At 69.1% G+C, this 13,463-nt stretch carries 12 protein-coding genes, 1 pseudogene and 1 other annotated feature; all 13 genes and pseudogenes read right to left on the bottom strand.

Features of this window, described 5'->3' with window-relative positions; genetic code table 11:
• Positions 1-459: pseudogene (locus Taqua_RS06220) on the bottom strand (transposase); the annotation flags it as partial.
• Positions 65-181, bottom strand: a sequence feature (AL1L pseudoknot). It overlaps the preceding pseudogene by 117 nt.
• A 246-nt stretch (positions 460-705) precedes the next feature.
• Positions 706-1,887, bottom strand: a complete 1,182-nt coding sequence (locus tag Taqua_RS06225) for a PLP-dependent transferase (RefSeq protein ID WP_144325713.1) — start codon at positions 1,885-1,887, stop codon at positions 706-708.
• Positions 1,875-2,399: a phosphoribosyltransferase gene (locus tag Taqua_RS06230; RefSeq protein WP_144325715.1), complete on the bottom strand. Its 525-nt coding sequence runs from the start codon at positions 2,397-2,399 to the stop codon at positions 1,875-1,877. The genes Taqua_RS06225 and Taqua_RS06230 overlap by 13 nt, the downstream gene beginning before the upstream one ends.
• 26 nt (positions 2,400-2,425) lie before the next feature.
• Positions 2,426-3,811, bottom strand: coding sequence for an adenylosuccinate synthase (locus Taqua_RS06235; protein ID WP_144325812.1), 1,386 nt, complete (start codon positions 3,809-3,811; stop codon positions 2,426-2,428).
• A gap of 57 nt (positions 3,812-3,868) precedes the next feature.
• Positions 3,869-5,041 carry an ATP phosphoribosyltransferase regulatory subunit gene (locus Taqua_RS06240; RefSeq protein ID WP_144325717.1) on the bottom strand — a complete coding sequence of 391 codons (1,173 nt, stop codon included), beginning with the start codon at positions 5,039-5,041 and terminating at the stop codon, positions 3,869-3,871.
• Positions 5,042-5,103: 62 nt separating this feature from the next.
• Entirely contained in the window at positions 5,104-6,006 is a 903-nt protein-coding gene (gene hflC, locus Taqua_RS06245; protein ID WP_144325719.1) for a protease modulator HflC, read from the bottom strand.
• Between the two features lie 14 nt (positions 6,007-6,020).
• On the bottom strand, positions 6,021-7,322 hold the full coding sequence (hflK, locus tag Taqua_RS06250; RefSeq protein WP_144325814.1) for an FtsH protease activity modulator HflK: 1,302 nt from the start codon (positions 7,320-7,322) through the stop codon (positions 6,021-6,023).
• A 41-nt stretch (positions 7,323-7,363) separates the two neighbouring features.
• Positions 7,364-8,560 (bottom strand): GTPase HflX, encoded by a 1,197-nt coding sequence (hflX, locus tag Taqua_RS06255; protein ID WP_144325721.1) that lies wholly within the window; start codon positions 8,558-8,560, stop codon positions 7,364-7,366.
• Positions 8,561-8,568: 8 nt separating this feature from the next.
• Positions 8,569-8,817: an RNA chaperone Hfq gene (gene hfq / locus Taqua_RS06260; RefSeq protein ID WP_132961423.1), complete on the bottom strand. Its 249-nt coding sequence runs from the start codon at positions 8,815-8,817 to the stop codon at positions 8,569-8,571.
• An 84-nt stretch (positions 8,818-8,901) separates the two neighbouring features.
• The gene (gene der / locus Taqua_RS06265) at positions 8,902-10,257 is read right to left on the bottom strand and encodes a ribosome biogenesis GTPase Der (RefSeq protein WP_144325723.1); all 1,356 of its coding nucleotides are present in this window, start codon (positions 10,255-10,257) and stop codon (positions 8,902-8,904) included.
• Positions 10,254-11,411 carry an outer membrane protein assembly factor BamB gene (gene bamB / locus Taqua_RS06270; protein ID WP_246094643.1) on the bottom strand — a complete coding sequence of 386 codons (1,158 nt, stop codon included), beginning with the start codon at positions 11,409-11,411 and terminating at the stop codon, positions 10,254-10,256. The genes der and bamB overlap by 4 nt, the downstream gene beginning before the upstream one ends.
• A complete protein-coding gene (locus Taqua_RS06275) occupies positions 11,411-12,067 on the bottom strand; it encodes a YfgM family protein (protein ID WP_144325725.1) in 657 nt (218 codons plus the stop codon). The genes bamB and Taqua_RS06275 overlap by 1 nt, the downstream gene beginning before the upstream one ends.
• Positions 12,068-12,114: 47 nt before the next feature.
• Positions 12,115-13,413, bottom strand: a complete 1,299-nt coding sequence (hisS, locus tag Taqua_RS06280) for a histidine--tRNA ligase (RefSeq protein ID WP_144325727.1) — start codon at positions 13,411-13,413, stop codon at positions 12,115-12,117.
• Positions 13,414-13,463: the final 50 nt, after the last annotated feature.

Genomic DNA, 13,463 nt, shown 5'->3' on the forward strand with positions numbered 1-13,463 from the left:
GCTGGGCCCGCTGGCTGCGCAGTTGCGGCTGCCGTCGGCGGGCGGCATGGCGTCGGTAGCACGACGGGGCCATCTGCAACACGCGGCAGATGGGCTCGACCCCGTACAGATGGCGGTGCTGGTCGACAAAGCGCTTCAACTCTTCAAACGGAGGTCGAGCTCCGCCTGGGCAAAAAACGCGCTGGCCGCCTTGAGGATGTCGTTGGCCCGGCGCAGTTCCCGGTTCTCGCGTTCCAGTTGCCGCAGCCGCTCGCGCTCGCCGCTGGTCAGTCCCTCGCGCTGGCCGGCATCGACTTCCTGGCGCTTGACCCATTCGAGCAGGGTCTGCGGCACGCAGCCAATCTTGGGTGCTATCGATTCCACAGCCGCCCACAGTGAAGGGCACTCGCTCCGGTGCTCTTGCACCATGCGCACGGCGCGCTCGCGGACCTCGGGTGAGAATTTCGATGTCTTGTTCATGGCTCCATCTTCTCAAGAGTTGGAGCCTCCTCAAAACCCGGGGCGGTTCATCATTATGCCGAGATAAGCGCCGCTCAAGCGCCAAGCGAGGCCGCAGGCACGCCAACAGCCCCCACAGGCCGACAGCCCCCACGCTGGGTTTGGCCGCTGTTGCTGGGGTTGTGGATCGGCCATGCGTGGGGAGATGATGGATGAGCACGTGGCCCGGTATCAGGGGCCGGGCGTCGATGGCGATGCGGCCAGGTGTCAGCCAAGCACCCGCAGCGCTTGCTGCAAGTCGGCGCGCAGGTCGTCCACGTCTTCCAGGCCGACGGCCAGCCGCACGACGCGCGGCGCATGGGGCCACGGGCGCGCCCGCATCGTGGGCACGTCGTACGGAACGCATAGGCTGACCGGCCCAGCCCAACTGTAGCCCAGCCGAAACAGCCGCAGCGCGTCGCAAAAGGCGTCGATTTGTGTCGGCGCCACGTCCGGCTCGAACACCACCGTCAGCAGCGCCGCAGCGGCGCGGGCGTCGCGTTGCCAGTGGGTGTGGCCTGGTGAGCCGGGCAGCGCCGGGTGCAACACCTGCGCCACCTTGGGTTGCTCGGCCAGCCATGCGGCCAGCGCACGGGCGCTGCGGTCTTGCGCGTGGTAGCGCAGCGCCAGCGTGGGCAGCCCGCGCAGCACCAGCTCGGCGTCGTTGGCGCCCACGCCCAGGCCCAGTCGCATGTGGGTCATCAGCACCGCGTGGTGCAAGGCGTCGTCCCGTGTGCAGACGGCGCCCATCAGCACGTCGGCCCCGCCGCTGGCGTACTTGGTGAGCGCCTGCACGGCGATGTCCGCCCCCAGCTCGAACGGGCGGTACGCCACGCCTGCTCCCCAGGTATCGTCCAGCGCGGTGACGATCGGGCGCGCGCGGCCAACGTTGGCCCGGCGCACAACGTCCACCAGCGCAGGCACGTCGGGGAATTCCAGCGTGACGGAGCCGGCGGCTTCCATCCACACCAAGCGCGTGCGAGGGGTGATCGCACCGGCCAGGTCCGCCGGGTTCATGGGGTCGTACACGCGATGCGCGATGCCCCAGGCGGCCAGCTCGTGCTCGGCCAGGGCCTTGTTGGGGCCGTAGGCGTTGTCGGGGATCAGCACCTCGTCACCGCTGCACAGCAGCGCTTGGTCCACCAGGGCGATGGCCGCCAGCCCGCTGGGCGCCAGCACGCAGTGGCGCGCGCCTTCCAGCGTGGCCAGGCGCTCTTCCAACGTGAACGTGGTGGGTGTGCCGTGCAACCCGTAGGTGTAACCGGACTTGTCCTGCCAGCGGCGCGTGCGCATGGCCGCGACGTTGGAGAAAAACACCGTCGAGGCCTTGTGCACCGCCACCGGCGCGGCGTCGAAGCCGTCCGGCGCGCGGTACGGGTGGTGGATCAGCCGTGTGCTCAGACCTTCCATTTGACCATCAACTGCTCGGGCCGCAGGTTGTCGTAGCACTCAAACGGCTGGTGGATCCAGGGGTTGGTGGGCAAAAACTCCACCGAGTAGTCGGGCGTGAAGATCGACACCGCCTTGGTCCACAGCACCGCCGTGCGCAGCTCGGTGATCGGGGGGTAGTGGGTGCGCAGCAGCTCCACCACCGCCTTGAGGGTATGGCCGGAGTCGGCCAAGTCGTCCACCAGCAGCACGCGCCCGGCAATTTCGCCCTTGGGCGTGGTGATGTAGCGCGCAATGTCGAGCTGGCCTCGCACCGTGCCCCCTTCGGCACGGTAGGAGCTCGTGGACATGATGGCCAAGGGTTTGTCGAAGATGCGGCTGAGGATATCGCCCGGCCGCATGCCACCGCGCGCCAGACACAGGATGGTGTCGAACGCCCAGCCGGACTGGTGGATTTTGATGGCCAGTTTTTCGATCAGGTTGTGGTACTCGTCGTACGACACGTACAGGTGCTTGCCGTCTTCGGTGAGCATGGGGCGGACCTTTCGCAACGGGGCCGTCAGGCGGCAAAGGGGTGACGCAGCAGGATCGTGTGGTCACGATCGGGGCTGGTGGAGATCACGTGGATCGGCACGCCTGTCGCGGCCTCGATGCGCTCCAGGTAGCGCCGGGCGTTGAGCGGCAGATCCTGGTAGCGGGTGATGCCCGCGGTGGGTTCCCTCCAACCGGGCAACGTCTCGTAGATCGGCTCGCAGCGGGCGATGTCGTCGGCGCCCAGCGGCAGCAGGTCGATGACCTGGCCATCCAGACGGTAGCCGACGCACAATTGCAGCTCGGGCAAGCCGTCGAGCACGTCAAGCTTGGTGATGCACAGGCCCGACAGGCCGTTGACCTGCGCGGAGCGCTTCAGCAGCGCGGCGTCGAACCAGCCGCAGCGGCGCGCGCGGCCGGTGGTGGTGCCCTTTTCGGCGCCGACGGTGGCCATGTGCCAGCCCGGGGTGCCTTCGGTTTGCCAATCGAGCTCGGTGGGGAACGGCCCGCCGCCCACGCGCGTGCAGTACGCCTTGGTGATGCCCAGCACGTAGTGCAGCAGCCCCGGCCCGACGCCGGAGCCGGCGGCCGCGTTGCCGGCCACGCAGTTGCTGGAAGTCACGAAGGGGTAGGTGCCGTGGTCGATGTCCAGCAGCGTGCCCTGCGCACCCTCGAACAGCAGGTTGGCCCCCTGCCGGTGCGCCTCGTTGAGCTCGCGCGACACGTCGGCCACCATCGGCAACAGTTGCTCGGCGTGGCGCATGGCCTCGTCGTAAACAGCGTCGAAGCGCACCCGCCCGCGCTCGATGTACGGCGCCAAGGCCGGCCCCCAGTCCAGCGTTTCCGACCCCAGGTAGGTCACCAGCAGATGGTTGTGCAGCTCCAGCAACTCGCGCAGCTTGGCAGCGAAGCGCTCGGGGTGTTTGAGGTCCTGCACGCGCAGCGCCCGACGCGCCACCTTGTCTTCGTAGGCCGGTCCGATGCCGCGGCCGGTGGTACCGATTTTGGCCGCACCGGCGCGCTCCTTGGCGGCTTCGCGCGCCACGTCCACTGCGGCGTGAAACGGCAGGATCAACGGGCAAGCCTCGCTGACGCGCAGGCGTGAGCGCACCTCGACCCCGGCGCGCTCCAGGCCCTCGATTTCCTCCAGCAGTTTGCCCACCGACAGCACCACGCCGTTGCCGATGTAGCAGCGCACGCCCGGGCGCATGATGCCGCTGGGGATCAGGTGCAGCGCCGTCTTGGCGCCACCGATGACCAACGTGTGGCCGGCGTTGTGACCGCCCTGAAAGCGCACCACCCCGTGCGCCGTTTCCGTCAGCCAGTCGACCAGCTTGCCCTTGCCTTCGTCACCCCACTGGGTGCCGACCACCACCACGTTGCGCCCCGGCTGGGGCTGGAATGCAGGATCCATCATCGGTTGTGCGTGCCTTGTTGGCTGCCAATAGGGGGGTTGATCGTCGTTGGGTCGTCAGGCAGCCAGCGGCTGCACGATCCAGGTGCCCGCGCGCTGCACCAGCTCGCGGTCGCAGGCGAATTCGTCCACTTCGTGCTCGTGCCCGGGCAACACGCACACCACCGTTTCGCCCTGCGCGCGCAGCGCGGCCACGGTGGCGCGCAAAGCGGCATCGTCGTGCCGCCACGGTGCGCGGATGGCGGCGCGCAACGGCGGTGCCGGCACCAGCCGCACCAGCTGCTTGAGGTCCAGGCTGAACCCGGCCGCAGGGCGCTGGCGGCCAAACACCGCGCCGACCGCGTCGTAGCGCCCGCCACGGGCGATCTCCTGCGGCTGCCCCTGGCCACCGTAGATGGCAAAGCGCACCCCGGTGTAGTAGGCGTAGCCGCGCAGATCCGCCAGGTCGAACGTCACCCGCACGTCGGGGGCCAGCTCGTGCAGCCGCGCTTGCAGCCAGCCCAGGTCAGCCAGCGCCGCTTGCAGCGCCGCCCCGCCCCGCAGGCGCTGCGCCGCGGCTTGCAGCACGTCGCTGCCGCCCCACAACGTGGGCAGCGCCAGCAGCGCAGCGCGCACGTCGGCAGGCAACGGTGCCGCCAAGGTCGCCAGCGTGGCCGTGTCCTTGGCCGCCAGCGCGGCGTGCACGGCACTCACCTGCGCCGGCGTCAACGCGCAGCCCTGCAGCACCGCATCGACGATGCGCACGTCGCCCAAGTCCACCTGCAAGCCCTGCAACCCAGCAGCGCGCAGCGCGTCCAGCGCCAGCTCCAGCACCTCCAGGTCGGCTTCACGACCGGCGTGGCCGTAGATCTCGGCTCCGAACTGCAGCGGCTCGCGCGTGCCGTGGGCGCCGCCAGCGCGCGTGTGCAGCACCGGGCCGCAGTAGCACAAGCGGGTCACCCCTTGGCGGTTGAGCAGGTGCGCGTCGATGCGCGCCACCTGCGGCGTGGTGTCGGCCCGCAGCCCCAGCGTGCGCCCAGAGAGCTGGTCCACCAGCTTGAACGTTTGCAGCTCCAGCGCCTCGCCGGTGCCGGTCAGCAACGACTCCAGATGCTCCAGCAACGGCGGGATGACCAGCTCGTAACCGTAGCGGCGCGCCGCCTCCAGCAGGTTGCGCCGCAGGTCTTCGAGGTGACGTGCCTCGGAGGGCAGAACGTCGGCGATGTGATCCGGCAGCAGCCAGGCGGACATGGGGTGTGGCGGGTGGGCAGCGGGACAAAACTGCGATTGTACCCCGCGGCCCCGGTGTCTTTTCAGCGGCTGGGGCTGCCCACCCCACCCGTGCCCTTGAAGGCACGGAAAAACTCCGACGACGGATCGATCACCAGCACGTCCCCTTTGCTGGCGAAACTGGCCTTGTAGGCCTCCAGGCTGCGGTAAAACTGCGCAAACGCCGGGTCACGGCCAAACGCCTGGTTGTAGATGCGCGCCGCTTCGGCATCGCCCTCACCCTTGATTTTTTGCGCCTGGCGGTAGGCCTCGGCCAGGATGACCTCGCGCTCGCGATCGGCTTCGGCGCGGATTTTTTCGCCCTCCGCAAAGCCGGTGGAGCGCAGCTCGTTGGCCACCCGCTTGCGCTCGGCTTCCATGCGGTCGTACACCGAACGGGTGATCGACTCGGCGTAGTCGATGCGCGAGATGCGCACGTCGACCACGTCCATGCCCCAGGGTTTTTCGGCCCCGCGCACGGCGGCCAGCACCTCGCGCTGCACCGCGGCCATCAGTTCCTCACGCTTGGCCGACAACAGCTCACGCAGGGTGCGTTTGTTGACCTCTTGCTGGAAAGCGTTGCGCACCACGCGGTTGAGCTGGGCGGCGCCAGCGCGCTCATCCAGCCCCACGTTGCGGATGTAGGCCGAGGGGTCCGAGATGCGCCAGCGCACATACCAGTCGATGACGACGCGCTGCTTCTCGGCCGTCAACGTCGGCTCGGTGTCGGTGCTCTCCAGCGTCAGCAGCCGCTTGTCGATGTACGACACGTTTTGGAACGGCGGCGGCAGCTTGAAGTTGAGCCCCGGTTCGGTGACGACGTTGCGGATCTGACCGAACTGAAACACCACGCCGTACTGGCGCTGGTCGACAACGAACATCGTGGAGCTGAGCACTGCCAGCGCCACCAACAGAGTCGATACGAAGAATCCGATGCGGTTGGCCATGGTGATCCTCGTCGTCAACGACCTTCACGGTCACGGCTGCGGGCGTCGTCACGGGTGCGCGGGTCGCGCGTCGTGGTCGCGTTCGGCGCGGCGGCGCTGCTGGCCGCCGGCGCCGGGACGGTGGCTTCGGCGCTGACCTGCTGCATGATTTTGTCCAACGGCAGGTACAGCAGGTTGGATTGCTGGCGCGTGTCGATCAACACCTTGGTCACGTTGGCGTAAATCTGCTGCATGGCCTCCAGGTACAGCCGCTCGCGCATCACCTGTGGAGCCTTGGCGTACTCAGCCTGCACGAGGGCGAAGCGCTGCGCATCCCCCTGCGCCTGCGCCACGATGCGCGCTTTGTAGCCTTCGGCCTCCTGCAGCAGCCGCGCGGCCGCCCCCCGCGCGCGCGGCACGACGTCGTTGGCGTAGGCTTCGGCCTCGTTTTTGGCACGCTCGCGCTCCTGTCCGGCTTTGAGCACGTCGTCAAACGCGGCTTGCACCTGCTCGGGCGGGCGCACCCCGCCCGCTTGCAGGTTGATGCCGACGATTTCGATGCCGACGTTGTAGCGGTCCAGGATGGTTTGCATCAACGTGCGCACACGCGGCGCAATCTGCTCGCGCTCTTCCGCCAGCGCCGCGTCCATCTTCATCTTACCCACCACCTCACGCACGGCGGTTTCGGCGGCCTTGACCACCGCGGCGTCGGGATCGCGGCTGCTGAACAGGTACGCGCGTGCGTCACTGAGGCGGTACTGCACCGCAAACTTGATTTCGACGATGTTTTCGTCCTCGGTCAGCATGGCCGATTCGCGCAGGCCCGTGGCGCGCACGATGGCGTCACGGCCGATGTCGACCGAGCGGATTTGCGTGACAAACACCGTCTCGTGGCGCTGGATCGGGTACGGCAGCCGCCAGTTGAAGCCCGCCCCCACCGTGCTGTGGTAGCGACCAAACTGGGTGATGACGGCTTGCTGGCCTTCTTGCACGACGAAAAACCCGGTGCCCAGCCAGATCAAGACCGCCACCCCGGCGATCAGCCCCACGCCGATGCCGGCGCCCTTGGCGTCGGGCCGCCGCGGCGGCTCGGCACCGGACCAGCCGGAGCGCCCTCCATCGCCGCCGCCCCCGCGACCGCCGAACAGGCCGCCCAACTTGCGGTTGAAATCACGCCACAGCTCGTCGAGGTCGGGCGGCTGGCCGTCGCTGTCGCGCGGGCGGCGGGCCCGGCCGTCATCGTCGGAGCCACCGCGCCCCCAGCGCGGGTCGTTCAGGTTGAACACGCGGCCCAGCCAACGACGCCAGCCCGTGGCTCGGGCGGCGGGGGGGCGCATGGGTTCGGTGTCGGGCATCAACCCCAGCGGGGTGTGGTCGTTCATGGGCGATCGTCCCTGTGGCTGTGCTGCAATTGTGCCGGATCGTGTGCGTCCTCGGCGTCGGGGTGGTGATGCTGGCGCGCGCCGTCGGCCAACACCCGCCGCAACGTCTCCAGACCTTCGCCGGTGACGGCGCTGACAAATACCCGAGGCACGCGCCGGCCATCAAGTTCCACCTCGTCGCGCAGCTGGTGCGGGCGACGCTCAGGCGGCAAGGCGTCGAGCTTGTTGAACACCAGCACCTGCGGGATGTCGTGCGCACCGATGTCGTGCAGCACCCGCAACACGTCGTCGATGTGCTCCGGGTGCTGGGGGTTGGCGGCGTCGACCACGTGCAACAGCAAGTCGGCCTCGCGCGCCTCTTGCAGGGTGGCGGAAAACGCCTCCACCAGCGTGTGCGGCAGATCGCGAATGAAGCCCACCGTGTCCGACAAGGACACGTGACCGGCCTCGGAGCCGAGGTAGAGTTGGCGCGTGGTGGTATCCAGCGTGGCAAAGAGCTGATCGGCGGCGTAGGTGCGCGCCTTGACCAGCGCGTTGAACAGCGTGGATTTGCCGGCGTTGGTGTAGCCGACCAACGACACGTCGAAGGTGCCGCGGCGTTGGCGCTGACGGCGCTGGGTGTTGCGCTGACGCTTGACCAGCTCCAGGCGCTTGCGGGTGCGTTGGATCGCCTCGGCGATCATGCGGCGGTCGAGTTCGATTTGCGTCTCGCCGGGGCCACCGCGCAGGCCGATACCACCGCTTTGGCGCTCCAGGTGGGTCCAGCGCCGCACCAGCCGGGTCTGCAGGTACTGCAGGCGGGCCAGCTCGACCTGCAGCTTGCCCTCGTGGCTGCGGGCGCGCTGGGCAAAGATGTTGAGGATCAACAGCACGCGGTCGTTGACCGGCAGCTTGAGGTGGCGCTCGAGGTTGCGTTGCTGGGCGGGGCTGAGCGCTTGGTCAAACAGCACCTCGCGCGCGCCGTGGGCAGCGGCCAGCGCCTGGATTTCATCGGCCTTACCCTTGCCGACAAAGAGCGCGGCGTCCGGCGCACGACGACGGCAGACCACCCGGTCCAACACGGCAAAGCCCGCGGTGCGGGCCAGTTCGGCCAGTTCGGCCAGCGTGGGGTCAAAGTGCGGCTGCCCCAGGTCCACCCCCACCAGGATGACCCCCGGCGCCGCAGCGGCGTCGGGGGAAGCCGTCGGTTGCAGCAGGGTGCTCAGGCTTGGTCCTCAGCGCCTTGGTTGGCCGAAAACTGCACGGGGCGGCCCGGCACGATGGTCGAAATGGCGTGCTTGTACACCATCTGGGTGACGGTGTTGCGCAGCAGCACCACGTACTGGTCGAACGATTCGATCTGGCCTTGCAGTTTGATGCCGTTGACCAGGTAGATCGACACCGGCACGTGCTCGCGACGCAGTTGGTTGAGGAACGGGTCCTGAAGGAGTTGGGCCTTGTTGTTGCTCACGATATGTTCCGTGTTGCTAGGGTTGAAAAACCGGGATGCTGAAGTTACCACAAACCAGACCACCGCGCCCGCGTGGGCGTATCGTCAGGCATAGGGGTTGTCTTGCGTGCGCAGCTCGATGCGCAGCGGTGTGCCCACCAGATCGAATGCCTTGCGAAAGCGCGCTTCCAAGTAGCGCCGGTAGGCGTCCCCGACGTGCTGCAGCGCGTTGCCGTGGATGACGATCACCGGCGGGTTGTGGCCGCCTTGGTGGGCGTAGCGCAGCTTGGGGCGCACGTTGCCGGCGCGTTTGGGGGCCTGGAACGCCACCGCCTCGTGCAGCAGTCGGGTCAGCAGCGGGGTGGGCATTTTGATCATCGCCGACTCGTAGGCACGCACGATGGATGTGAACAGCGCTTGGATGCCCAAGCGCTGGCGCGCCGAGATGAAGTGCAGCGGCGCGTGCTTCAAAAAGCCCAGCCGTGCCTCGATCGAGCGCTGCACCAGTTGGCGCTGGTACTCGTCCACCGCGTCCCATTTGTTGACCGCCAGCACCACCGAGCGGCCGCTGTCAAGAATGAAGCCCGCGATGTGCGCGTCTTGCTCGGTCACGCCCTCGGTGGCGTCCAGCAGCAGCAACACGACGTGCGCGCCTTCGATGGCCTGCAAGGTCTTGACGACGGAAAATTTTTCCACCGCCTGAAACACCTTGCCCTTGCGGCGCAGACCCGCAGTGTCGATGAGCTCGAAGCGTCGCCCCTCGCGCTCGAACGGCACTCGGATGGCGTCGCGCGTGGTGCCGGGCAAGTCGAACGCGACCAAGCGCTCCTCGCCCAACCAGGCGTTGATCAGGGTGCTCTTGCCGACGTTGGGCCGTCCGGCCACGGCCAGCCGGATGACGCCGTCGCCAGCCTCGGCCGCCTCGGTGGCATCGGGGGGTGACGGCTCGGCCTCGTCCAAGCCCAGGCGCTGCAGCGCGGTGTCGACCAGCGAGCGCAGCCCTTGGCCGTGCGCCGCCGACACCGGCACCACCTCACCCAGCCCAAGCTCGAAAAACTCCGCCCACTGCGCGCTTTCGCGCATGCCTTCGGCCTTGTTGGCCACCAGCACCACCGGCTTGCCCAGGCGCCGCAGGTACGCGGCGATGTCGTGATCCTGCGCAGTCAGGCCCGCGCGCGCGTCGACGACGAACAGCACCACGTCAGCTTCAGCCACCGCTTGGCGGGTCTGTTTGGCCATCTCGCGCACGATGCCCTGCTCGGCGGTGGGCTCGAACCCCCCGGTGTCGACGACGATGAAATCGCGCCGCCCCCAGCGCGCTTGCCCGTAGTGGCGGTCGCGCGTCAGGCCGGGCAGATCCGCCACCAGCGCGTCGCGGCTGCGCGTGAGGCGGTTGAACAGCGTGGATTTGCCGACGTTGGGGCGGCCCACCAACGCCACCACGGGCGTGCGTCCACTCATTGCGGTCGCCAGGCGTAGACGCCACCCGCGCGGGTGACGGCGATCAAGGTGTTGCCCGCCGCCAGCGGGCCTTCGACGATCGGCGAGCCGTCGGTGGCCAAGCGGTTCAGCAAAGCCCCGTCGGCGCGCGCCAGCAGGTGCACGTAGCCCTGCGCGTCACCGATGGCCAGCGAGCGCCCGATCGCCAGCGGCGCGCTCAGCCCACGGTGCAGCAGCCGTTCGTTGGACCAGGCCTGGCCCCCGTCGCTGCGGCGCCACGCGCGCACACGGCCGTTGGCTTCGGTGCCGTACACGCGTTCGGCGTCGGCCTGCACGCCGACGGCGCCATCGGCCGGCTGGCTCCACAGCGTACGCCCGCTGACCGTGTCCACACACCCCACCGCCGCTTGGAAGGCGCGCACGCACAGCACATCGCCGTCGCGGCCGACGCGGCCCACGGGGTCCACCAGCCGCTCGATTTCGGTGGCGCCCCGGGTGCGCGCCACCACCGTGTCCCACTGCACACGACCGGCGTCCGGGTCCAGGCCGACCAGGCGGCCGCCGATGCCGACCACCAACGTGTTGCGCACGGCGGTCAGCACGCCGGCTTGCTGCAGCACCAGCGGCTCGGTGCCGCGGCTGGTCCAGCGCCACAGCGGCGCACCGGTGCGCGCGTCAAAGGCGCTGACACTGCGGTCGCCCGCCAGCACGAACACCCGCTCGCCGGCCACCAGTGGGGGCGTGTAGACACGTGCGGCGATGCGCTGGCGCCACGCCACCCCGGTCGGCGTCAGCACCACCAGGTCGCTGTCGCGCGTCACCAGCGCCACGCGCTGGCCGTCGAACCCCACCCCTGCCCCCATCGGCGCACCCGCAGCGGCGCGCCAGCGCAGCTGCCCGGTTTCGGCCTGCAGCACGCTGACCTCGCCGGCGGCGTTGGCCAACGCCAGCAGCCCGTCGCGCACCACCGGCACCAGCAGCGGGTCGATGGCGCCCACCTGCTGCGACCAGACCTGCTGCGCCGCCACCAGCGGCACCACCGGCTCCAACGGCGCTGGCTGGGGTTTTTTGGGGCCGGACGAGCACGCCGCCAAGCCGATGGCCAACACCATCAGGGCTGAGCGCATGACGCGCCCCCCCACCCCATGCCGATGCGTCTGTTGCTTGTTGCTCATCACCGCTGCTCCTGCGCGCCGGGATCGACGCCGAGTGCGTTCAATTTGGCTTCGACGATGGCGCGGTAGCCGACCTCGGCCGGCAGCGCGCGCCACGCCTGCAGGTAGGCCTCGCGCGCGGCGTCGGGCTGGCCCTGGCGCTGCCGCAGGTCCCCCAGGCGGTCGGCCCGCCAGGCGGCCCAGGCCTCGGGCAGCGGCTGTTGCAGCAGCCGCTCGGCTTCATCCAGCTGGCCCGCATCCAGCGCCAGCCCGGCCTGACGCAGCCGCGCCACGGCGGCCAGCTCGTCGTCATCGCGCCGTTGCACGACGAACACCAGCGCCGCACGCGCGTCGTCGGCATGCCCGCCTTGCACCAGCACACGCGCGGCCAACAGCGCGCCGAGTCGGGCCTGCTCGGTGCGGGCCGCCTGCGCCTGCAGATCGCCCCAGACGCGGCGCACGCGCTCGACGTCACCGCCTTGCGCGGCTTGCTCCAGCTCGTCCAGCAGCACGGTGGCCTGCACGGCCTGGCGCTGCTGCCAGTAGTTCCAGCCTTGCCAGCCAGCGTAGACCAGCAAGGCCAGCGTCACCGCCCAGGTGATGAGGTTGCCCCAGCGTGCCCAAAAGGCCTTCAACTGGGCGAGTTGTTCCTGTTCTTCGAGGTCGTAAGCCGCCATCGTCCGTCCGTTGCCTTGCGATTCGTGTGCATTGTAGGGGCGCGGCTTCAGCGCGCGGCGCGCAGCTCGGCCGCCCAAGCAGCGGCCTGGTCCAGCGGCCGCCGTTGCTGCTCGGTGATCGGCCCCACACCTTCGCGCAGCGGCTTGATCGCCACCATGCCTTGGGCCAGCTCGTCGGTACCAAAAATCAGCGCGTAGCGCGCGCCGCTGGCATCCGCTTTTTTGAACTGTGCCTTCATGCTGGCCAAGCCATCGGCGGTGCTGGCATGCATGACCACTTCCAGCCCGGCGGCGCGCAGCGCGCGCAGGGTCGGCAGCACCTGCGGCCACGCGGCGGCGTCGGGCACGATCGCGTAGGCGTCCGGCACCGGCACCGCGGGCAAGCGCTGCTGGGCTTTGAGCAGCTCCAGCAGCCGCTCGACCCCCATAGCCCAGCCCACCCCCGGAGCCGGTTTGCCACCCAGCTCGGCCACCAGGCCGTCGTAGCGGCCGCCGGCGCAAACGGTGCCTTGGGCCCCCAACGACGTCGTGACGAACTCGAACACCGTGTGGTGGTAGTAGTCCAGCCCGCGCACCAGGCGCGGGTTGATGCGGTAGCCAATACCCAGCGCGTCCAGCAGTCGACACACCTGATCGAAGTGCGCGCGCGACGCCGCGCCCAGGTGGTCCAGCAGCTTGGGGGCGGCCTCCACCAACGGCTGCATGGCCGGGTTCTTGGTGTCGAGGATGCGCAGCGGGTTGGTGTACAGCCGCCGTTGCGCGTCGGCGTCGAGCTGGTCGCGATGCTGCTCGAAATACGCGATCAGCGCCTGCCGGTGCGCCGCGCGCTCGGCCGGCTGGCCCAGCGTGTTGAGCTCCAGCGTCACATCCTGCACGCCCAGCTCGGCCCACAGATCGGCGGCCAGCGCGATCACCTCCGCGTCAGCTTCCGGACCGGCCAGTCCGAGCGCCTCGATGCCGATTTGGTGAAACTGCCGGTAGCGCCCGCGCTGCGGCCGCTCGTGGCGGAACATCGGCCCCATGTAATACAGGCGCTTGGGCCCGTCGTACAGCAGGTTGTGTTCGACCACCGCCCGCACCACGCCGGCGGTGCCCTCGGGGCGCAGCGCCAACTGTTCGCTGTTGAGGCGGTCTTCGAAGGCGTACATCTCCTTTTCGACGATGTCGGTCACTTCGCCCAGCCCGCGCACAAACAGCGCCAGCGGCTCCACGATGGGGGTGCGCAGGTTGCGGTAGCCGTAACGGGCCAGCAGCGCGCGCACGCGCGCTTCCAGCCACTCCCAGTGCGCCGAGTCGGGCGGCGCGATGTCGTTCATGCCTTTGACGGCGGTGATGCGTTCACTCATGATGGATGGTTCAATGGGGGCGGCACGGGTCACACCCGCCTTGCGGGACG

This window comes from Tepidimonas aquatica (genome assembly GCF_007556585.1).
Classification (GTDB): Bacteria; Pseudomonadota; Gammaproteobacteria; order Burkholderiales; family Burkholderiaceae_C; genus Tepidimonas; species Tepidimonas aquatica.